The sequence below is a fragment of the Bradyrhizobium sp. HKCCYLRH3097 genome (assembly GCF_051167875.1).
Taxonomy (GTDB): domain Bacteria; phylum Pseudomonadota; class Alphaproteobacteria; order Rhizobiales; family Xanthobacteraceae; genus Bradyrhizobium.
Genome location: NZ_JBNPTX010000003.1, coordinates 541,904 through 562,225 on the forward strand (window position 1 = coordinate 541,904; position 20,322 = coordinate 562,225).

Sequence of the window (20,322 nt, forward strand, 5' to 3'; positions counted from 1 at the left end):
GGCACGGCCTCGTCATTCATTCGCCCGTCGCCGCCGTTCATCGGCCTGCGACGCGGTTCTTGTTATCAACAGCATCGAAGAGCTCGATCGAGCGGCGGTTCTCACTCCTGGAGAACCACGATGCCTCTCTCAATGCCAGACCGTCCCGTCATCCTGACCGGCGACAGAACCACCGGCCCGCTGCACCTCGGCCACTATGTGGGCTCGCTGCAGACCCGCGTCGCGCTGCAATCGACGCATCGGCAATTCCTGCTGCTGGCCGATGCCCAGGCGCTCACGGACCACGCCCACGATCCGGCCAAGGTGAGCCGGAACATCCTGGAGATCGCGACCGACTATCTCGCCGTCGGCATCGATCCGGAGATGACGACCATCTGCCTGCAATCGCACCTGCCGGCGCTGGCCGATCTCACGCTGCTCTACATGAACTTCGTCACGGTGGCGCGGCTCGAGCGCAACCCGACCATCAAGGACGAGATCCAGGCGCGCGGCTTCGGCCGCGATATTCCGGCCGGCTTCCTGTGCTATCCCGTTGCGCAGGCCGCCGACATCACCGCCTTCAAGGCGACCATCGTGCCGGTCGGAGACGACCAGGCGCCGCTGATCGAGCAGGCCAACGAGATCGTCCGCCGCATCAACCGCCAGGCGGGCACGGAAGTGATTCCCGAGGCACGCGCGCTGATCCCGAGCGTCGGACGCCTGCCTGGCGTGGACGGCAAGGCCAAGATGAGCAAATCACAGGGCAACGCGATTCCGCTCTCCGCCACCGCGGACCAGATTCGCGATGCCGTCCGCCGCATGTTCACCGATCCCGGCCACGTCAGGGCCGCCGATCCGGGCCGCGTCGAAGGCAATGTCGTCTTCACCTATCTCGACGCGTTCGACGACGATCCTGCGGCGGTTGCGGACCTGAAGGCGCGCTATGTCCGCGGTGGCCTCGGCGACAGCGTCGTGAAGCAGCGACTTGATGACGTGCTGCAGGCCGTGGTCGCGCCGATCCGCGACCGGCGGGCGGCGTTTGCGCGTGATCCCGGCCACGTTCTCGAGATCGTCAGGCGCGGCACCCAACTGGCGCGCACCGTCACCGATGCGACCTTGCGTGACGTCCGCGAGGCACTGGGCCTGTTCGCGCTGCATGAGCGGTGCGATGCTAATGCTTGATAACATGAATTAACTAATTTTCGCGCCGCTGCGTCACTTGAACACGAAGCGGCTGTGCGCGTCCGGTCGAATTAGACGCTGCGCTGTCAAGCGGCCGCGAAAGGCGCTATGCTGCGTTCGCGCCTGCCCAACCGTGATGCCGAGATCCGGCTTCGAAGTATCCAGCACTCGCGTTTCACCCGGGAGAACACATGGCGAAGCGACCCATCGTAAAGCCGCCGACGGCCGCAAAGCCGCCGCCAAAGAAGCAGGCTTTCGATCCGGCGGTGTTCCTCAAGACCGAAGGCCCGGGCCGGACGATCGGGAAATACCGAAAGGACCAGCAGATCTTTTCCCAGGGCAGCCCCGCCGATGTGCTGTTCTATATCATCACGGGCACGGTCAAGATCGTCGTCCATTCCGAGCAGGGCAAGGAGGCGGTCATCGCGCTGCTCGGTCGGGACGATTTTTTCGGCGAAGGGTGCCTGGCCGGCCAGTCTCATCGGCTGTCGGCGGCGTCGGCCATCACGGACAGCGAAATCCTGCGGATCACCAAATCGGCCGCGCTGAGCGCCCTGCGTGAGCAGCCGGCGTTCTCCGAGATCTTCGTTTCGCACATTCTCGCCCGCACGATCCGCGTCGAGGCCGATCTCATCGATCAACTGTTCAATTCGAGCGAAAAGCGCCTTGCGCGGGCGCTACTGCTGCTGGCCAATTTCGGCAATGACGGCAAGCCGCAGCGGGTCATCGCGAAGGTTAGCCGGGAGATGCTGGCCGACATGATCGGCACCACCCGCTCGCGCGTCAGTCACTTCATGAACAAGTTCCGCAAGCTGGGCTTCATCGACTACAACGGTCACCTCGAGATCAACAGCTCCCTGCTGAACGTCGTCCTGCACGATCAGCCGCATATCGCAGGCGACAAGTCGGTCGGAGGCAAAGGTCCGCTGAAGAGCTTGTGACCGGGCATCGCGAGATCGAGCTGGGCCGCCCTGCTCGGCTCGATCCACGCCACCATCACATCATTGCAGCTGACTGCGCACCGCCGTCGTAGGCGGCTGGAGAAACGCATCGAACCGCTGCTTGACGATGGCGTAGCATTCGCACGAGGCTGTCTCGAGGCCGGGCCGGTCGAGCACCTGAATGGTGCCGCGACGATAGCTGATCAGGCCGGCCGCCTGCATGGATTGCGCGGCAAGCGTCACCGACTTGCGATTGGCCCCGAGAATCTGCGACAGGAACTCGTGCGTATACGGAAGCACCGCCCCTTCGGCCCGGTCGTGCATCATCAGCAGCCATCGGCAGATGCGCTCTTCGGTCGAATGCATGGCGTTGCAGGCCACCGTCTGCTGAACCTGGGACAGCAGCGTCTCCGAGTAGCTGACGAGAAGATTGCGCACATGTTCGCTGGAGTCGAACTCGTGCTGCAGCAGCTCGATCGGACACCGGACGGTATGCCCTTCGAGTTGAACGATGCAACGGTTGAAGGAGGCCCGGCTGTACATGGCGGCGAAGAGGCCGAAGGCGCCCTCGCGACCGATATTGGCCGTCTCGATGGCGTCGCCGTTCTCCAGCACGGTCAACAGCGACAACACCGATCCTCTCGGGAAATAGGCATGCCGGAGATGGCCGCCCGCCTCGCAGACCACGGCGCCGAGCTTGAAATCAACGGGCTCGAGGTGCGGCTCGATCCGGCCGCGGCTGTCCGGCGCCAGGGCATCGAGCAGCTGATTGCTCCGCAGATCGCGATCGGTTTGCGCCTTGATCATTCCAAAACTGACAAGCCACGATGAGGGACGGAGGCCACGGCGCAGAGGCGGCTGTCCGCGCCGTCGCCCCCGTTTCTTGGGCGCTCTCGACCGGCAAGTCTGAGCAAAATTGCTCACGAGCTCCCGCACGCAAGGCTCCCCCGCCGCGCCGCAACAACGGCCCTGCTCGCTCATCGCGCATCCGGCGATTTCACTGACTCGGATCGTCCGATTCCGCGCCGGGATTTCCGGCGGCCCGATCGGTCCAGAAGGCGGCCATCCGCAGGCAATGCGCCTGCAGGTCCGGATCGACGGCATCGCGCGCAAGTTGCGTGAAATCCGCCGCCAGACGCAGGCATTCACGGATGAAATTGAGGTCGTTGACGGATTCGGACAGGACACACCCCTTCGACGGGATCCATCTGTCACACGCCCCACGGCTCGCTGTCGGTGGGCCACACCACCGAGCGGCCCAAAAGAATGGCCGCCGAATGAGCGGATCTGGCCGGCGCGCCAACCCGGCCTGCCGCCCGGCTCAAGGCTGGCCGATCGCGCATATGGCGGTTTCCGTGAGGATGGTGCCGCCCACCCTCTGACGGGCTGCAAGAGCGCGCGTCGCGCCGCGGCGCCGGTGCCCGCTCTCCGTGGAAGGTCCTCTGGATGAGCGCGCGGGCACGGCAAGCGTCAGGTGCAACTGCCAAGCGCCCCCTCGACGCGAGCCGGGGCGCCTTTCGCCTCGATCCGGCTCGCGACGAATTGCGCTGCGGCAAACTGGACCATGTCCGCTTTTGCTCAGACTCCGGCCGGTGAACGGCAACACAATAGCCCTACAATATCAAATCGTAAGGAAGAGAGCCGCGGGGAATTTGTAGTCGGGGTGCGTTCTGTTTTGGAGAATCCGCGTGTTGGGACATCAGAGCCAAGATACCGCTTTTCCGATCCTTCTCGAGCGCGCGGGCGTCCGGAATGACATGCGCAGCTACAGGCTCATCCAACAATCTGCGCTCGCCGAATTCAGTCGTGCTGCATTGCAGACCCGCGACATCCACGTCGCTCTTCAGCGCGCCGCCGCGCTCGGTGCCAAGGGCCTCAATGCACCGTTCGCGATGGTGATGGAATTCGTGGCGGACGGAAAGAGACAGCTGGTCCGCGCGGGGTACGGATGGCCGAGCTCGGTCGAACAATCATCGTTCGTCGTGGACAGTACCTCGCCTGCCGGGCGCGCCTTCCAGACGGGTCAAGCCATCATCACCGGTCGCGCCCCCCCGGATGGTCGCTTCGAGATACCGGGGCTTCCAGTAGACCGCGGCATCAAGACGTCGATCAGCGTCCGGATCGAACGCGGCGGACGAGGCGGCGGCTATTTCGGCGTGCTCCAGGTCGACAGTCCGGCCCCCCGCCGCTTCGACGAGGCGGACGCTGCCTTCCTCACCGAATTCGCCGACATCGTCGGGATTGCAATCGAGCGCCTGCATGAGGAGACGCGGCTCCGGGACGCCTTGGACCATCAAACCATGCTGACGCGCGAAATGGGTCACCGCGTCAAGAACAGCCTGTCTTCCGTCGTGGCCATGCTCCGGGTGCAGGCATTCGGGACGGATTCCGTTGAGGCCAAGCTTGCCCTCGGCGAGGCCGGATCGCGCGTAGCAGCCATTGCCCAGGTCCATGATCATCTCTCGCGGGCATCACAGATCGGCTTCATCGACGTCGACGTCTTCCTCATAGACTTCTGCAAGAGGCTGCAACGCGTCGCGGGAGCGCATATCCTGAACTGCGATGCCCATCCGATGCGGCTGTCGGCCGATCACGCCGTGCCTCTCGGTCTCCTGCTCAATGAGTTGGTCAGCAACGCCGTGAAACATGCCTATCCTGGCCAGGACGGACCGATCGACATCTCCGCCCGCGACATCGACGGTTGCCTGCAGCTCAGCGTGTCCGATCAGGGCGTCGGTCTGCCCGATGGTTTCGACATCGATCAACCGCGCACAAGCCTGGGGTTCCGGATGATCAAGGGGATGGTCCAGCAGCTTCGCGGCCGTCTCACCCTGAGCGCCAACCAGCCGACTGGCACGCGTGTCCTGTTCGAACTGCCGATCCTCCCCCGCAATGAAGCGGTTGTCCCGGCAGCCCTCGTCACCACAGAGCGCCCGGTGCTGGAGAAGGCCCGGTGATCCCTTGCGCGATCATCCCAACGGCCACCGCGGCCGATGCGATCCGCTGCTGACAAGGCTGGCCGCTTGCTCGAACGGCGCCTCTTGTCAGAGCACCTCGTCCACGCTTCGCTGATGGCGACCAGCGCGCTACGCGCTCCATGGTGAGACCACCTGCGCCGGCGCGGCGGCATTTACCGGGCGGAAACCGTTGCTGTCGTTGAATGCGAGCATGGCACAGTTGCGCATGGAAGTTCGCGATTCGGCCGGCACCATCCTGCCGGGCCATGGCGACGCATTCTTCGACCTCAGGCTCCCCGGCGATCACCGCCGCGTGGCGCAGACCCTGCTCCGGATCATTCGCGGCGACGACTTCCGCTCACCGGTCCACAGCGTCCACTTCTTCCGGGGCGCTTCCGAGATCGGCTGCTGGTCGGTCGACGACGAGCGCGCGGAGATGAGCTTCGCGGACGAGTTCGCCCACACGCCGCCGGCCGCGGCGTAACAGCTTCCCCGACGAGCCCCCGGCACGCGGCATCGGCCTCATGCGATCCGGGGGTGCGCGGTCTGGTGCCAGGTCCAGGCCGAGCGGATGATCGTGCCGAGATCGGACCGATGCGCCGCGAAGCCGAGCTCCTGCTGGGCAAGATGGGGATCTGCGACCAGGACCGGAGGATCGCCGGCGCGGCGCGCGCGCACCACCAGCGGGACCCGCTCGCCGGTCTCCCTGCCGATTGCATCGACGATCTCGCGCACCGAATGGCCGCGGCCGGTCCCGAGATTGTAGGTGCCACCCGAACCGGTCTGCAGCAGACGCTCCATCGCCGCGATGTGGGCTGCCGCGAGATCGTCGACGTGAACGTAATCGCGCACGGCGGTCCCGTCGGGTGTGTCATAGTCGGTGCCGAAGATCGCAAAGTCCGGCACGTGGCCGAGGATCGCCATCAGCGCTCGCGGGATCAGGTGCGTCTCGGGATCGCGCAACTCACCGATCAGGCCTGACGCGTCGGCGCCGCCGGCGTTGAAGTAGCGCAGCACGATGGCCGACAGGCCGTAGGCTGCCTGATAGTCCGCCAGGATCTGCTCGATCATGTATTTCGAGCGGCCGTATGGATTCAGGGCCGATCCCGCGGCGCTCTCGGGAATCGGATCCCGCCCGGCGTCGCCATAGACCGCGCCGGTCGAGGAGAACACCAGCCGCGCGCAGCCGGCCTCGCGCATGCCCTGCAGCAGGCCCAACGTGCCGACGACGTTGTTCAGATAATATTTGTGCGGATCGGCGACGGATTCGCCGATCGTGCTCGGCCCGGCCAGGTGCATCACCGCGTCGACCGCGTGGGCGCGGATGGTGTCAGCCACCCTGGCGCTGTCGGCGATGTCGCCGACCACGAGCGGTCCCCATCGCACGAAGCGGCGATGGCCGGTGGACAGATTGTCGTAACAGATCGGCACGTAGCCAGCCCCGGCGACAGCCTTGCAGCAATGAGCCCCGATGTAGCCGGCGCCGCCGGCAACCAGGATCGCTCCCTTGTGACCCATGCATGAAAGCCTTCTGATCAGCAAACGGCTGGACCCAAGTCGCGGATGAGAAATGTGACCCAGCGAGGCGACCGCTGCAACCGGGCAGCGCGCGCCGGCCGGCGTCACCGACAACCGCTGGGCGGCAGGCCGCTCCGTGCTCTTAACGCTCTCGCACCCAGCCGGTCGTCCAAATTGCGGTCAAGTGACGCCGAATAGCTGATGTCACGCGATGACGGCACGACATCTAGCCGTGAACAGACCTCGTACCGGGCTGCGCCGCTGATTCGGACGCGGTTCGTTCAAGTCACGTTCTGAACGTTAACGTGAGCGCGCGCGACGTCGCATTCTGGGACATCAGGCGCGGGCTGGTCGCGGCAGCGAATCCGGCGCCGATGTCGTTGGCGCGATCCCGGCGCGGCGATCGCGGGCTGTGCCTGTGCTCAACCTGCTGGCCTGTTAGCTGGTTCATCACGGTCCGATCGCCCGCGGGTTCCGTTCGGCGCGCAGATGTCCATGCCCCGCGACGCATGGCTCACAACCCAGAGTCCAGGTGGCACGCGGCGCAGAATGGGATACGAGTCGTCGGACTGATCAGCGTCGGCCGATGCAGGAGGCGTCCCTTGAGTGAAACACCGAGCAACGTCGACGCGGCGGCGCGCGCTGCATCGACGCCGCCCGCCGCGGCGCCCGGGCTCTGGGCGCGTCTCGGCATTCCGCTGCTTGCGGTGATCGCAGCGCTCGCCTTCGTGGCGCTCGCGACCACGCGCTGGAACGCCTGGACCGGCAACGCAACGACCCAATCGACCAACGATGCCTATGTGCGCGCCGACCTGACGCAGCTCTCGAGCCGCGTGGCCGGCGAGGTGACGAAGGTTGCGGTCAGCGATTTCCAGCAGGTCAAGGCCGGCGACCTGCTGGTCCAGATCGATCCGGCCGACTACGAGGCACAGGTGTCGCAGGCCGAGGCCAATGTCGAAGCGGCGCAGGCGGCGCTCGACAACCTCAGCAACCAGGTCGAGCTGCAATATGCGACCATCGCCCAGGCCGAGGCGCAGCAGGTCTCGGCCGGCGCGGCCGAGGTGCAGGCCAGGCAGGAGGAAGAGCGCCAGCAGTCGCTGTCGCAGAGCGAAGCGGGTACCAAACAGCGGCTGGAACAAGCCACCGCCGCCTATGCCAAGGCGCAGGCCGACGTGCGCGCGAGCCGCGCGGTGATCGCCGCGCAGCGTCATCAGCTCGAGGTGCTCACCGGCACCAAGAAGCAGCGCGGTGCCGATCTCGCCGGCGCCAAGGCCGCGCTCGCCGCCGCGCGGCTCAAGCTCGGCTACACCAGGATCACCGCGCCATTCGACGGCGTCGTCGGACAGCGCCAGGTGCAGGTCGGCGACTACGTCAATATCGGCAGCAGCCTGATCGCGGTGGTGCCGCTGCCGCATGTCTTCGTCATCGCCAACTACAAGGAAACGCAGCTCACCCATGTCGCGCCCGGCCAGCCGGTCGAGATCACCGTGGATTCGTTCCCGGGCCAGAGGCTGCATGGCCGCGTCGAGCGGATCGCGCCGGCCTCCGGCTCGCAATTCGCGCTGCTGCCGCCCGACAATGCCACCGGCAACTTCACCAAGGTCGTGCAGCGCATTCCGGTCCGCATCGCCCTCGACGGCGACCAGCCGCTGCTCGCGCGGCTGCTGCCGGGCATGTCGGTCGTGACCCACATCCGCACCACCGGCCAGGCCGATGGCGCCAAGTGAGACCGATCGCGGACCGCTGTCGCGCGGCGGCCAGGCGGCGCATCCGCTGTTTGCCGTCGGCGCCGTCCTGCTCGGCTCGTTCCTGGCGAATTTCGACAGCCGGCTGACCTCGGTCGGCCTGCCCGATCTGCGCGGCGCGTTCTCGCTCGGTTTTGACGAGGGCGCCTGGCTGTCCACCGCGGCGATCGGCTCGCAGATCGTGATCGCGCCGGCCGTGGCGTGGCTCGCGACCGTGTTCGGTCTGCGCCGTGTGCTGGGTATTCCCAGCCTGATCTATGCGGTGCTGTCCCTGATCATTCCGTTCGTGCGCGACTATCCGACCTTGATCGCGCTCGCGATCCTGCACGGCATGCTGCTCGGCACCTTCGTGCCGGCCACGCTCATGATCATCTTCCGCAACCTGCCGATCCGCTGGTGGCTGCCGGCGATCTCGATCTATGCGATCCGGGTCGGCTTCGCGCTGGATACCTCGACCTCGCTGGTCGGCTTCTATGTCGAGCATCTCGGCTGGCAGTGGCTGTACTGGCAGGGCGTCGTGCTGGCGCCGCTGATGGCGCTGATGGTCTATCTCGGCACCCCGGCCGAGCCCGTCAACCGCGCGCTGCTCGAGAACGCCGACTGGGGCGGGATGCTGCTGCTCGGCAGCGCCGTGGCGATGATCTATGCCGGTCTCGACCAGGGCAACCGACTCGACTGGCTGCAATCGGGCACGGTGATGGCGCTGCTGTGCGGCGGCGCCGCGCTGTTCGTCCTGTTCCTCGTCAACGAGGCGCTCGCCCCGCAGCCATGGGCGCATTTCAACGTGCTGTTCTCGCGCAACATCGGGCTGTCGCTGGTCGTGATCCTGCTCTACACGCTGACCAGCCTCTCGAATGCGTCGCTGGTGCCGAACTTCCTCGTCACCATCACGCAGTTGCGGCCGGAGCAGAGCGGCTCGCTGCTGTTGTTCTACGGCGCGCTGCCGATGGTCGTGCTGGTGCCGCTGTCGATCGTCCTGCTTCGCCATCTCGATCCCCGCATCGTCGTCGTGCTCGGTCTCAGTGCCTTCGCGGCGGCCAATCTGCTCGGCACCCAGATCACCCATGCCTGGGCGCGCGAGGATTTCATCGTCATCGTCGTGCTGCAGTCGATCGGACAGGCCCTGACCTTGCTTCCGATCATCATCCTCGCGCTGTCGAATTCCGATCCGGCGCGGGCGACGTCCTTTGCGGCCTATATCCAGGTGATGCGGCTCGGCGGCGCCGAAATCGGCGTCGCCCTGATGGGAACGTGGCTGCGGGTGCGTGAGCAGGTGCATTCGGCCTATCTCGGCCTCAACATCCAGAGCGGCGATCTCGACGTCGCGCGCGCGCTGCAACGACTGACCGGCTATTTCGCCGCGCATGGCGGCGGCCAGGCCAAGGCCCGCGCCGTCGGGACCTTGGCCGCGCAGGTGCAGCGCGAGGCCAACGTGCTCGCTTATCTCGATGCGTTCTGGCTGTGCTTCTGGCTCGCGATCGCCGCGCTCCTGCTGGTCGCCCTGATCACGCGCGCGCCGTCGGGCCCGTTCTCGCCGACACCGATCGGTCTGAGGGCGGCGTGGATGCGACGGTTCGGAACGTCGACGACGTGAGCGGGCCCGCCCGCAGCATGCGGGGGCGTCGCCTTCTCTCCAACAACGCCGGCGCGCCTCTGCGCCTTTAACCTTCTGACGAAAGCCGAGCCGCACGATCAGAATCGCCGGCGCTGCATGTTGCGCGCCATCTCCGAGAGCTACGACATCTAGCCGTGAACAGATCTCAAACTGTGATTCGCAAGCGATTCGGACGCGGTTCGTTCCAGCCGCGTTCCGAACGTTAACGGCGGTGCGATGATCGTCGCATTCTGGGACATCATGCTCGCGATGATTGCGGCAACTCATCGAGCGGCCATTTCGGACGCTTGATCTTCTTGTAGGGCAACGTCGTCACGTCGCGCGCGACCACGCCGGGCGCATCGACCATGATGATGTCGGCCGCGATCGGCGCAAATGCCGCGCGGAAATGCTGGGCGGATTTCACCACGACGAGCTTGCGCGTGGCAGGATCGCAGCCGAGCTGCGTGAAGAAGTCGGTGCCGAACGCCTGGCAGCGGAACGTGGTGATCACGACCTCGACGCCATTGCTCCCGATCAACGCGCAATCGCCGAGCTTGGCGGGCGTGCCGGCAAGGCCCGTCATCACCATATTCTCCTTCAGCGCCTTGATCTCCCAGGTCGCATCGACGGGATCACCCGACAGCGGCCCGATCTTGCCGCCGATCCGCAGCGGCAGCTTGGCGCCGACGCCGGCATCGAAGGCGATGCGCACCGCGATCGGATCCCAGAGCGGACCGAGGCAGGCATTGCCGATGTTGCGGTCGAGCAGCCGGCGCAGGATGAACGTGGAATCGCCGGGCGCACCGCCGCCGGGATTGTCGCTGGCATCGCCGAGCACGATGGTGCCGTCCTTCGCCAAGGCCTGGTCGAGCGCAGCATCGACGCCGGGCATGCGTTCGGTCACCGCCTCGCGCATGCCGATCAGCTCGTCCGCGAGCTTGCGCGCCAGCGCCTGCGCCTTGGCGCCATCGGGATCGACGGCGGCATCGCTATAGACCAGCACCTTGGTGCCCATGTCAGGCGTGTCGCCCCAGCCGAAGCCGTGCACGATCGAGACCGAGACGATGCCGTCCTTGCCTTCCAGCGCGGTGACGCGGTCGACGAAGCTGCGCACCGGCTCGCGCGTGGTGTGCAGGGTCACGATCATGTCGGTGTCGACCAGCGCCTTCTGCAGCTTCAGCCGCTTCTCGGCGATCTCGGTGCAATGTTTCACCAGATCCTGGGCCCGCTCGAGAATGTCGGTGTGCGGATATTCCTTCCAGCAGATCAGCAGATCGGCGCTTCTGACCATCAGCTCGCTCATGTGAACGTGGGGGTCGAGCGTCGCGCCGATGACCACATCGGGTCCGACGATCTCGCGTATCAGCGCGAGCAGCTCGCCCTCGCAATCATCATAGCCGTCGGCGATCATCGCGCCGTGCAGGCCGATCAACGCCATGTCGACCGGCAGCGCGGCTTCGAGGTCGGCGAGGATCTGGTCGCGCAGGGTTTCGAACGCGGCGCGGGTGACGAGCCCGTTCGGCACCGCTGCGGCGACCAGCCCCTCGATCAAGGTCCAACCTTTCGATGGCCCGACCTGCCGCGCCGCCCATAGTGGCCCGCCATGCATCTGCATCTTGTCCGGATGCGTTCCGGCCGGAAAGTAGGCGCGCTCGTGGAAGGTCGCGAGCCCCGTCGGCATCGGCGCAAAAGTGTTGGTCTCGGTGGCAAGGGCGGCGGAGAAGACACGCATGGAGGAATTGCTCTTGGTTCGCGCGATGACAATGAGGCGGCCGCAGGGGATCGCATTGCGCCCACGAGCACAAGACTTTGCGACGGCAGAGCACCCGCCGCTCAGCGCATGATGTCGATCAGTTCGCCGCCGCCGGCGCCCTCACCGACTGATCCTCGATCGCCTTGATCGCGACGACGGCGACCTGGGATAATGCCTCGCGGTCGGCGCCTGACGACGCCATCACGCTCATGCCGGTGATCACGGCGGAAACATAGCGCGCGAGCGCAGCGGGGTCGGCGGCTTCAGCCAGATCGCCTTCGCGCTTGGCGCGCTCGAAACGGTGCCGGAGCTGCTCCTCGGTCTGTGCGCGGCGGGCCGCGAGCTCGAACGGCACGTTGGAAGAGCCGGAGCCGCAGGCGAGACCGCCCTGCACCAGCAGGCAGCCGGGCGGATTGGAGGGATCGGTCTGTTTCTCGGCGACGCCCATCAGCATCCGCGCGGTGACCTCGTGGGCGGTCGGCGCGCTCAGCACCTCGTCCATCCAGGCCTCCCGTCGCGCCGTGTAGCGGTCGAGCGCGGCCCTGAGCAGGGCCTCCTTGCTGCCGAACGCGGCATAGAGGCTGGGCGGGTTGATGCCCATGGCATCGGTGAGCTGGGCGATGGTGGCGCCCTCATAGCCATGGCGCCAAAACACCTCCATCGCCTGGTCCAGCGCGGTGTCGCGATCGAAAGTCCGGGGCCGTCCGATGCCCATCTGCAAAACTCCTGTTCCGTCTCCGCCCCGTCTGATTCTTATCTAGTTGTTCTTGAACGCGATTTCTTTGATCTGGCGCAGTCCGCCGAAAGTCGGGCTACTATTTTCGTAGTATCCGTTACATAAGTCTCTTGCGAACGGGTTGCCAGCGCCACATTTGTAGCGAGCACTACAAATCTGGAGCGCGCCAATGCCTTCGTCCGAAATTCGTTCTTCCGGCCGCCTGAAGCGGTGGCTGAGCACCGTCGCCGCCGCCGGCTTGGTGATTGCCGCCGGCTCCTACGCCGGCTCCCAATATTTCCACTTCAGTTCCGCGCCGAATGCGGCCCGCGCCGCGGCCCCCGAACAGGCCGTCCCCGTTACGGTTGCCGTCGTCGAGCCGCGCCAGGCGAGCCTGTGGGACGAGTTCTCCGGCCGGCTTGAAGCCGTCGAGCGGGTCGAGATCCGGCCGCGGGTGGCCGGTGCCATTCTCGGCACCAATTTCACCGAGGGCTCGCTGGTCAAGGCTGGCGACGTCCTGTTCAAGATCGACCCGGCGCCCTACGCCGCCGAGGTCGACCGGGCGCAGGCGCAACTGGAAGCGGCGCGCGCCCGCGCCGCCTTCGCCGCCAACGAACTGGAGCGCGGCGCGCAGCTGGTTGGCAATTCCATCGTGACCAAGCGCGATTACGACCAGCGCGACAACGGCAATCGCGAAGCCATCGCCAACGTCAAGGCCGCCGAAGCGACCTTGCAGACAGCCAAGCTCAATCTCGACTACACGCAGGTGCGCGCGCCGGTCGACGGCCGGGTCGGCCGGATCGAGGTCACGGTCGGCAACCTCGTCGCCGCCGGGTCGGCCTCGCCGGTGCTGACCTCGCTGGTGTCCGTCAACCCGATCTATGCGAGCTTCGACGCCACCGAAGAGCTGGTGTTGCGCGCATTGTCGGCGATTGCCGACGGCTCGGGCAAACGCGGCAATCTCGACCGCATCCCGGTCGAGATGACGACCTCGGGCGGCATCACGGCATCCGGCCATATCCAGTTGATCGACAATCAGGTCAACGGGCAGAGCGGCACGATCCGCGTCCGCGCCGTGTTCAAGAACGAGGACGGCCGGCTGATCCCCGGCCAGTTCGCGCGCGTGCGCATGGGCCAGCCGCAGCAGCAATCGCTGGTGCTGCTCGACGAGCGCGCCATCGGCACCGACCAGGACAAAAAATTCGTGATGGTGGTCGGCGACGACGAGCGCGCTGTCTATCGCCCGGTCAGCCTCGGCGGCAGCGTCGACGGCCTGCGCATCATCTCCGCCGGCCTCAAGCCCGGCGAGCGCGTGGTGGTCAATGGCCTCCAGCGGGTGCGGCCAGGTGCGTTGTTGAAGACGCAGGTGGCCGCGATGGGCGCACGCGACGGGGCGGCCACTGACAACAAGCGACTGGCGCAGCGCTGATCATGATCGACAATGGCGGTCACCACACACGCGATGCCCACCCTCCCCTGGAGGGGGAGGGTCGACGCGCGCACAGCGCGCGGCGGGGTGGGGTGACGGTCTCAGTTGGTGAAAACCTGCTCGCACCTCCTCAGCATCCGTGCGTCGCGGGTTCGTCTCAATTGAGCACCGCACGCGCGGAGGGGCCGCCACCCCACCCCGTCTCGCATGTCGCTGCGCTCATGCGAGCCGACCCTCCCCCTCCAGGGGAGGGTGAACATCGCGCCCCCTCGACGACCGACGCCAATCAGAGCCACTGACATCTCCCGACCACGGGGCCTCCCATGAACCTCTCCAAATTCTTCATCGATCGGCCGATCTTCGCAGGCGTGCTGTCGACGCTGATCTTCCTCGGCGGCTTGATCGCGCTGTTCTCCATGCCGATCTCCGAATATCCCGACGTCGTGCCGCCCTCCGTGGTGGTGCGCGCGACCTATCCCGGCGCCAATCCGAAGGTGATCGCCGAGACGGTGGCGACGCCGATCGAGGAGCAGATCAACGGCGTCGAGAACATGCTCTATATGAGCAGCCAGGCGACCACCGACGGCGCGATGACGCTCACGGTCACCTTCAAGCTCGGCACCGATCCGGACAAGGCCACGCAGCTGGTGCAGAACCGCGTGCAGCAGGCCGAGCCGCGGCTGCCCAATGTCGTGCGCCAGCTCGGCGTCATCACCAAGAAGAGCTCGCCCGACCTCACCATGGTCGTGCATCTGATCTCGCCGAACGGCCGCTACGACACGACGTACCTGCGCAACTACGCGGTGCTCAACGTCAAGGACCGGCTGGCGCGCATCGACGGCGTCGGCGACGTGCAGCTGTTCGGCGCCGGCGACTATTCGATGCGGGTCTGGGTCGATCCGCAGAAGGCGGCCGAGCACGGCCTCTCCGCCAGCGACATCGTCAAGGCGATCCAGGCGCAGAACGTCGAGGCCGCCGCCGGCGTCGTCGGCGCCTCACCGAGCGTCAAGGGCCTCGATTTGCAGCTCTCGGTCAATGCCGAGGGCCGGCTGTCGAACGAGGACCAGTTCGCCGACATCGTCGTGAAGACCGGAACGCATGGCGAGATCACGCGGCTGCGCGACGTCGCCCGCATCGAGCTCGGCGCCTCCGAATATGGCCTGCGCTCGCTGCTCGACAACAAGCAGGCGGTGGCGATCCCGATCTTCCAGGCGCCCGGCTCCAACGCGCTGCAGATCTCGGACAACGTCCGCGCCACCATGGCCGAGATCAAGAAGACGATGCCGGAGGGCGTCGAGTACCACATCGTCTACGACCCGACCCAGTTCGTGCGCTCCTCGATCGAGGCCGTCGTGCACACGCTGTTCGAGGCGATCGTGCTGGTCGTGATCGTCGTGATCCTGTTCCTGCAGACCTGGCGCGCCTCGATCATCCCGCTGCTGGCGGTGCCCGTCTCGATTGTCGGCACCTTTGCCGTGATGCATCTGTTCGGCTTCTCGATCAACGCGCTCAGCCTGTTCGGGCTGGTGCTCGCGATCGGCATCGTCGTCGACGACGCCATCGTCGTGGTCGAGAACGTCGAGCGCAACATCGAAGGCGGGCTGTCGCCGCGCGACGCCACCTACCAGGCGATGCGCGAGGTGTCGGGACCGATCATCGCGATCGCGCTGGTGCTGGTCGCGGTGTTCGTGCCGCTCGCCTTCATCTCCGGCCTGACCGGGCAGTTCTACAAGCAGTTCGCCCTGACGATCGCGATCTCCACCGTGATCTCGGCGGTGAACTCGCTGACCTTGTCGCCGGCCCTGTCGGCACTGCTGCTCAAGGGCCACCACGAGCCGAAGGATCGCCTCACCCGCATCCTCGACAAGAGCCTCGGCTGGTTCTTCCGCGGCTTCAACCGCGCCTTCGTCCGCGCCTCCGAGAATTACAGCGGCAGCGTGTCCAAGGTGATCACCGGCAAGGCCGCGGTGATGATCCTCTATGTCCTGCTGGTCGGCGCCACCGCCATGCTGTTCAAGCAGGTGCCGGGCGGCTTCGTGCCGGGCCAGGACAAGCAGTACCTGGTCGGCTTCGCGCGGCTGCCGGACGGCGCCACGCTCGACCGCTCCGAGGAGGTGATCCGCAAGATGAGCGACATCGCGCTGACGCAGCCCGGGATCGAGAGCTCGGTCGCCTTCCCCGGCCTGTCGATCTCCGGCTTCACCAACTCCTCCAATGCCGGCATCGTGTTCTCGACCTTGAAGCCGTTCGACGAGCGCAAGGATCCGTCGCTGTCCGGCGGCGCGCTGGCGATGGAGCTCAACAAGAAATATGCGGGCATCCAGGACGCCTTCATCGCGATGTTCCCGCCGCCACCGGTCAACGGTCTCGGCACGATCGGCGGCTTCAAGCTGCAGATCGAGGACCGCGCCGGCCTCGGCTACGAAGCTCTGAACGACGTCACCAAGGCGTTCATGGCGGGCCTGCAGAAGTCGCCGGAGATCGCCGGCGTGTTCTCCAGCTTCCAGGTCAACGTGCCGCAACTGTTCGCCGACATCGACCGCACCAAGGCGCTGCAGCTCGGCGTCCCCGTGACGGAGGTGTTCAACACCCTGCAGATCTACCTCGGCTCCTACTACGTGAACGACTTCAACAAGTTCGGCCGCACCTATTCGGTGCGCGTGCAGGCCGACGCGCCGTTCCGCGCCCGTGCCGACGATATCCGCCAGCTCAAGGTGCGCTCCGCCTCCGGCGACATGGTGCCGCTGTCGGCGCTGCTCAACGTGCGACAGAGCGCAGGTCCCGAACGCGCCATCCGCTACAACGGCTTCCTGTCGTCGGATATCAACGCGGCAGCGGCGCCCGGCTTCTCCTCCGGCCAGGCGCAGGCGGCGGCCGAGCGGGTCGCGGCCGAGGTGCTGCCGCCCGGCTTCGCCTTCGAATGGACCGACCTGACCTACCAGGAGTTCATCGCCGGCAACTCCGGCCTGTGGGTGTTTCCGCTCGCGATCCTGCTGGTGTTCCTGGTGCTGGCCGCGCTGTATGAGAGCCTGACCCTGCCGCTGGCGATCCTGATGATCGTGCCGATGGCGCTGCTGGCGGCGATGTTCGGTGTCTACCTCTCGAAGGGCGACAACAACATCTTCACCCAGATCGGCCTGATCGTGCTCGTCGGCCTCTCCGCCAAGAACGCGATCCTGATCGTCGAATTCGCGCGCGAGCTCGAATTCGCCGGGCGGACGCCGTTGCGCGCGGCGATCGAGGCCAGCCGCCTGCGGCTGCGACCGATCCTGATGACGTCGATGGCGTTCATCATGGGCGTGCTGCCGCTGGTGCTCTCGACCGGCGCCGGCTCGGAGATGCGGCGCGCGATGGGCGTCGCGGTCTTCTCCGGCATGATCGGCGTCACCGTGTTCGGCCTGTTCCTGACGCCCGTGTTCTACGTGCTGCTGCGGACGCTGACCGGCATGAAGCCCCTCACCCAGCATGGCGGCCACGGCACGGTGGCGGCTCAACCCGCGGAGTAAACAAGAATGTGAACGCGCGTGATGTCGAGCGCCCGGAAACGCGATCGTCTCTTGATTCGTAGAGACAAATGGCAGCCGGCGTCCCGATCACGCTCCACGGATGATCCGATTCACGATCAATTCTACACGACTGTGAAACGGATCACAGACCAGCGCAGCGAGATGGAGGACGCCAACTCCAGCACGTTGCGCCGACCCGGCGGCCTGTCCCGCACCAGGCCGCCGGGTCATTTGACCACACGGAGTTGCAACATGGATTTTTTGAATCATCTTGTCGCCGCCAGACTGATGAAGACAGCAGAGGGTTTTGAACGCATCGGCGCCCACGGTGCATCGCGGCGGCTGCCGGCTCCGACCCGTGCGCGGGCGACGAGCACACCGGCGCTCGGTCTCGTCGTCGACAATTCGGCGGGGAGCGAACCGGTGCCGGCGCTTGCCTGCCCGGACGATCAAGGCTGCAGCGCCGGATTGTAGGACCGCAACGCTCCAAACACGTCCCCGGGGGCGTGACCCCCGCCGGACCAGACCATGCGCCGGCAGCGGACGATCTCAACACGCCCTGCCGCAACGCGGCCGGCGCGGCGCCTAGCGCCAAAATGGCATCATCTCACGATCAAAACTCGCGCTTGCCACGGCTGGGAACAGCCGATAGCTTTTTTGAACCTTTCAAAGCGCGACGGATCATCGAGCATGTTTTCACGGCGGACCAGCCCCACGGGTGTGAAGGTGTCGAACGGGACGCCACGCGCGGCCCTCACCGTCTCGAAGACGGTGCTGGTGGCGGCGGCAGCCATGCTGAGCGTCGCCGCGGCGGCGCAGGCGCGCGATCTCACGGTGGTGTCGTGGGGTGGCAACTATCAGGACGCGCAGCGCAAGATCTACTTCCAGCCGTTCGCCGCCAAGCTCGGCGCCACCGTGCTCGACGAGAGCTGGGACGGCGGCTATGGCGTGCTGCAGGCCAAGGTGAAGGCCGGGGTGCCGAACTGGGATGCGGTGCAGGTCGAGGCCGAGGAGCTCGAGCTCGGCTGCAGCGACGGCATCTATGAGAAGATCGACTGGAGCAAGATCGGCGACAAGAAAGGCTTCATCCCGGCCGGCGTGAGCGATTGCGGCGTCGGCGCCATCGTGTGGTCGACGGGCATGTCCTATGACGGCGACAAGATCAAGGATGGGCCGAAGACCTGGGCGGACTTCTGGGACACGGCGAAGTTTCCGGGCAAGCGCGGCCTGCGCAAGGGCGCCAAATACACGCTCGAATTCGCGCTGATGGCCGACGGCGTGCCAGCCAGCGACGTCTACAAGGTGCTGAAGACCAAGGAGGGCGTCGAGCGCGCCTTCAAGAAGCTCGACGCGCTCAAGGCCGACATCGTGTGGTGGGAGGCCGGCGCGCAGCCGCTGCAGCTCCTGTCATCCGGCCAGGTCGCGATGACCTCGGTCTATAACGGCCGCATCAGCGCCATCAACCGCACCGAGGGCAAGCATTTCGGCTTCGTGTTTCCGGGCAGCATCTACGCTGTCGACAGCTGGGTGGTGCTGAAGGGCTCGCCAAACAAGGACGCCGCGATGAACTTCATCGCGTTTGCGAGCCAGGCCGAGAACCAGGCCAAGCTGCCGGAATACATCGCCTATGGCCTGCCGAACATCGCCGCTGCCAAGCTGGTGCCGGAAAAGTTCGCCGCCGAGCTGCCGACCACGCCGGACAATCTGAAGCAGGCGATCGCGCTCGACGTCGCCTTCTGGACCGACAATTCTGAAGAGCTGTCGAAGCGCTTCAACGCCTGGCTCGCGCGCTGAGGCTCGCCGCTTCAGCAAACCGGGCGCGCGATGATCGTCGTCGCGACGCGCGCCTGCCCTCCTCGTGCATGAGTCCCGGCGAGGTCCGCGCCGAAAGCCTCCGTCATGGATACCCCCTTCATCTCGTTCCGGCATGTGGTCAAGCGCTTCGCTGCGCTGACCGTGGTCGACGATCTCGATCTCGATATCGCGCGCGGTGAGTTCGTCGCCCTGCTCGGGCCCTCCGGCTCCGGCAAGACCACGCTCCTGATGATGCTCGCAGGCTTCGAGCAGCCGACCAGCGGCACGATCGAGGTCGGCGGCGCCAGGGTCGACGGGCTGCCTCCGCACAAGCGCAACATGGGCGTGGTGTTCCAGAACTACGCGCTGTTCCCGCATATGAGCGTGCGCGACAACATCGCCTTTCCGCTCAGGATGCGCGGCACGTCCAAGCCCGAGATCGCGCAGCGCGTCGCCCGCGTGCTCGACATGGTCAAGCTGTCGGCCATGGCCGAGCGCAAACCGGCGCAGCTCTCCGGCGGCCAGCAGCAGCGCGTCGCACTCGCCCGCGCCCTGGTGTTCGAGCCACAGGTGGTGCTGATGGACGAGCCGCTCGGTGCGCTCGACAAGAAGCTGCGCGAGCAGATGCAACTCGACATCCGCGACCTGCACCGCCGGCTCGGCCTCACCATCGTCTTCGTCACCCACGACCAGGACGAGGCGCTGACGATGTCCGACCGCATCGCCGTGTTCAACCACGGCAGGATCGAGCAGATCGGCACGCCGCGCGAGATCTACGAGCTGCCGCGCACGTCATTCGTCGCCGAGTTCATCGGCGAGACCAACCTGCTGGCGTGCAAGCTCGACGAGCACGCGGGCGAGGTGATGCGGCTGACGACAGACTCGGGCCTCACGCTGTCGGCGCATGCCGGCGCCGCCCGCATCGATGGCGGCAAGGTGCAGGTTTCGATCCGTCCCGAGGCCATCCGGATCAACGATCATGCAGCGGCGACCGCGAACCGCCTGACCGCGCGCATCCTGGATGCGGTGTATTTCGGCGATCACATGCGTCTGGTCGCCACGGCCGGCGCGCAGCGGCTGATCATCAAGGGCGATCGTGCCGGTCAGGCCGCGGAGGTCGGCAGCGAGGTCGCGCTGTCGTTCGCGGCGTCGGATGTCTGGGTGGTGGGATCATGCGACCAGACCTCCGCCAACGGTTGACGGCAG

The 20,322-nt window shown here is 66.2% G+C and carries 16 protein-coding genes; 12 read left to right on the forward strand and 4 right to left on the reverse strand.

Translation table 11 applies throughout. The features are described 5' to 3' along the window. Window positions 1-120: 120 nt before the first annotated feature. Together trpS and ACQR0U_RS11495 are read left to right on the forward strand one after the other, a co-directional pair. Entirely contained in the window at window positions 121-1,161 is a 1,041-nt protein-coding gene (trpS, locus tag ACQR0U_RS11490; protein WP_434872149.1) for a tryptophan--tRNA ligase, read from the forward strand. A gap of 191 nt (window positions 1,162-1,352) precedes the next feature. Then, window positions 1,353-2,102, forward strand: coding sequence for a Crp/Fnr family transcriptional regulator (locus ACQR0U_RS11495; RefSeq protein WP_434872150.1), 750 nt, complete (start codon window positions 1,353-1,355; stop codon window positions 2,100-2,102). A 60-nt stretch (window positions 2,103-2,162) separates the two neighbouring features. On the opposite strand, the gene ACQR0U_RS11500 is transcribed toward ACQR0U_RS11495, so the two are convergent. Further along, complete coding sequence (locus tag ACQR0U_RS11500; protein WP_434872151.1) at window positions 2,163-2,735, reverse strand: Crp/Fnr family transcriptional regulator; 573 nt, start codon at window positions 2,733-2,735, stop codon at window positions 2,163-2,165. A 21-nt stretch (window positions 2,736-2,756) separates the two neighbouring features. Here ACQR0U_RS11500 and ACQR0U_RS11505 point away from each other — a divergent pair, with 21 nt between their 5' ends. The 3 genes from ACQR0U_RS11505 to ACQR0U_RS11515 all read left to right on the forward strand — a co-directional run bounded on the left by ACQR0U_RS11505 (window position 2,757) and on the right by ACQR0U_RS11515 (window position 5,543). After that, the gene (locus tag ACQR0U_RS11505) at window positions 2,757-2,933 is read left to right on the forward strand and encodes a hypothetical protein (RefSeq protein ID WP_315716614.1); all 177 of its coding nucleotides are present in this window, start codon (window positions 2,757-2,759) and stop codon (window positions 2,931-2,933) included. Between the two features lie 857 nt (window positions 2,934-3,790). Next, window positions 3,791-5,059 carry a sensor histidine kinase gene (locus ACQR0U_RS11510; protein WP_434872152.1) on the forward strand — a complete coding sequence of 423 codons (1,269 nt, stop codon included), beginning with the start codon at window positions 3,791-3,793 and terminating at the stop codon, window positions 5,057-5,059. A gap of 211 nt (window positions 5,060-5,270) precedes the next feature. Next, window positions 5,271-5,543, forward strand: a complete 273-nt coding sequence (locus ACQR0U_RS11515; RefSeq protein WP_434872153.1) for a hypothetical protein — start codon at window positions 5,271-5,273, stop codon at window positions 5,541-5,543. 38 nt (window positions 5,544-5,581) lie between these two features. Here ACQR0U_RS11515 and galE read toward each other — a convergent pair whose 3' ends face one another. Continuing rightward, on the reverse strand, window positions 5,582-6,577 hold the full coding sequence (gene galE, locus ACQR0U_RS11520; RefSeq protein WP_316193607.1) for a UDP-glucose 4-epimerase GalE: 996 nt from the start codon (window positions 6,575-6,577) through the stop codon (window positions 5,582-5,584). Window positions 6,578-7,179: 602 nt separating this feature from the next. Here galE and ACQR0U_RS11525 point away from each other — a divergent pair. Beyond that, the gene (locus ACQR0U_RS11525) at window positions 7,180-8,304 is read left to right on the forward strand and encodes an HlyD family secretion protein (RefSeq protein ID WP_315810741.1); all 1,125 of its coding nucleotides are present in this window, start codon (window positions 7,180-7,182) and stop codon (window positions 8,302-8,304) included. After that, a complete protein-coding gene (locus ACQR0U_RS11530) occupies window positions 8,291-9,916 on the forward strand; it encodes an MFS transporter (protein ID WP_315753352.1) in 1,626 nt (541 codons plus the stop codon). The genes ACQR0U_RS11525 and ACQR0U_RS11530 overlap by 14 nt, the downstream gene beginning before the upstream one ends. Window positions 9,917-10,175: 259 nt before the next feature. Here the strand turns inward: ACQR0U_RS11530 and ACQR0U_RS11535 are convergent, their stop codons facing one another. Together ACQR0U_RS11535 and ACQR0U_RS11540 are read right to left on the reverse strand one after the other, a co-directional pair. Beyond that, window positions 10,176-11,651 carry a M81 family metallopeptidase gene (locus tag ACQR0U_RS11535; RefSeq protein WP_316184242.1) on the reverse strand — a complete coding sequence of 492 codons (1,476 nt, stop codon included), beginning with the start codon at window positions 11,649-11,651 and terminating at the stop codon, window positions 10,176-10,178. A gap of 118 nt (window positions 11,652-11,769) precedes the next feature. Further along, a complete protein-coding gene (locus ACQR0U_RS11540) occupies window positions 11,770-12,387 on the reverse strand; it encodes a TetR/AcrR family transcriptional regulator (protein WP_315716607.1) in 618 nt (205 codons plus the stop codon). Window positions 12,388-12,577: 190 nt separating this feature from the next. Between ACQR0U_RS11540 and ACQR0U_RS11545 the strand changes: the two genes are divergently transcribed. From ACQR0U_RS11545 to ACQR0U_RS11565, 5 genes are all read left to right on the forward strand, one after another. Further along, complete coding sequence (locus ACQR0U_RS11545) at window positions 12,578-13,816, forward strand: efflux RND transporter periplasmic adaptor subunit (RefSeq protein ID WP_315753346.1); 1,239 nt, start codon at window positions 12,578-12,580, stop codon at window positions 13,814-13,816. Window positions 13,817-14,139: 323 nt separating this feature from the next. Beyond that, entirely contained in the window at window positions 14,140-17,322 is a 3,183-nt protein-coding gene (locus ACQR0U_RS11550; protein ID WP_434843231.1) for an efflux RND transporter permease subunit, read from the forward strand. 21 nt (window positions 17,323-17,343) lie between these two features. Then, entirely contained in the window at window positions 17,344-17,796 is a 453-nt protein-coding gene (locus ACQR0U_RS11555) for a hypothetical protein (RefSeq protein WP_316168069.1), read from the forward strand. 318 nt (window positions 17,797-18,114) lie between these two features. Then, complete coding sequence (locus tag ACQR0U_RS11560; protein WP_434843240.1) at window positions 18,115-19,116, forward strand: ABC transporter substrate-binding protein; 1,002 nt, start codon at window positions 18,115-18,117, stop codon at window positions 19,114-19,116. Window positions 19,117-19,221: 105 nt separating this feature from the next. Further along, window positions 19,222-20,316, forward strand: a complete 1,095-nt coding sequence (locus ACQR0U_RS11565; protein WP_316184247.1) for an ABC transporter ATP-binding protein — start codon at window positions 19,222-19,224, stop codon at window positions 20,314-20,316. Window positions 20,317-20,322: the final 6 nt, after the last annotated feature.

Coding starts and splice junctions, on each gene's coding strand:
- trpS (WP_434872149.1), top strand. CDS start 121: ATGCCTCTCTCAATGCCAGACCGTCCCGTCATCCTGACCGGCGACAGA.
- ACQR0U_RS11495 (WP_434872150.1), top strand. CDS start 1,353: ATGGCGAAGCGACCCATCGTAAAGCCGCCGACGGCCGCAAAGCCGCCG.
- ACQR0U_RS11505 (WP_315716614.1), top strand. CDS start 2,757: ATGCCGGAGATGGCCGCCCGCCTCGCAGACCACGGCGCCGAGCTTGAA.
- ACQR0U_RS11515 (WP_434872153.1), top strand. CDS start 5,271: ATGGCACAGTTGCGCATGGAAGTTCGCGATTCGGCCGGCACCATCCTG.
- galE (WP_316193607.1), bottom strand. CDS start 6,577: ATGGGTCACAAGGGAGCGATCCTGGTTGCCGGCGGCGCCGGCTACATC.
- ACQR0U_RS11530 (WP_315753352.1), top strand. CDS start 8,291: ATGGCGCCAAGTGAGACCGATCGCGGACCGCTGTCGCGCGGCGGCCAG.
- ACQR0U_RS11535 (WP_316184242.1), bottom strand. CDS start 11,651: ATGCGTGTCTTCTCCGCCGCCCTTGCCACCGAGACCAACACTTTTGCG.
- ACQR0U_RS11540 (WP_315716607.1), bottom strand. CDS start 12,387: ATGGGCATCGGACGGCCCCGGACTTTCGATCGCGACACCGCGCTGGAC.
- ACQR0U_RS11545 (WP_315753346.1), top strand. CDS start 12,578: ATGCCTTCGTCCGAAATTCGTTCTTCCGGCCGCCTGAAGCGGTGGCTG.
- ACQR0U_RS11550 (WP_434843231.1), top strand. CDS start 14,140: ATGAACCTCTCCAAATTCTTCATCGATCGGCCGATCTTCGCAGGCGTG.
- ACQR0U_RS11555 (WP_316168069.1), top strand. CDS start 17,344: ATGTCGAGCGCCCGGAAACGCGATCGTCTCTTGATTCGTAGAGACAAA.
- ACQR0U_RS11560 (WP_434843240.1), top strand. CDS start 18,115: ATGCTGAGCGTCGCCGCGGCGGCGCAGGCGCGCGATCTCACGGTGGTG.
- ACQR0U_RS11565 (WP_316184247.1), top strand. CDS start 19,222: ATGGATACCCCCTTCATCTCGTTCCGGCATGTGGTCAAGCGCTTCGCT.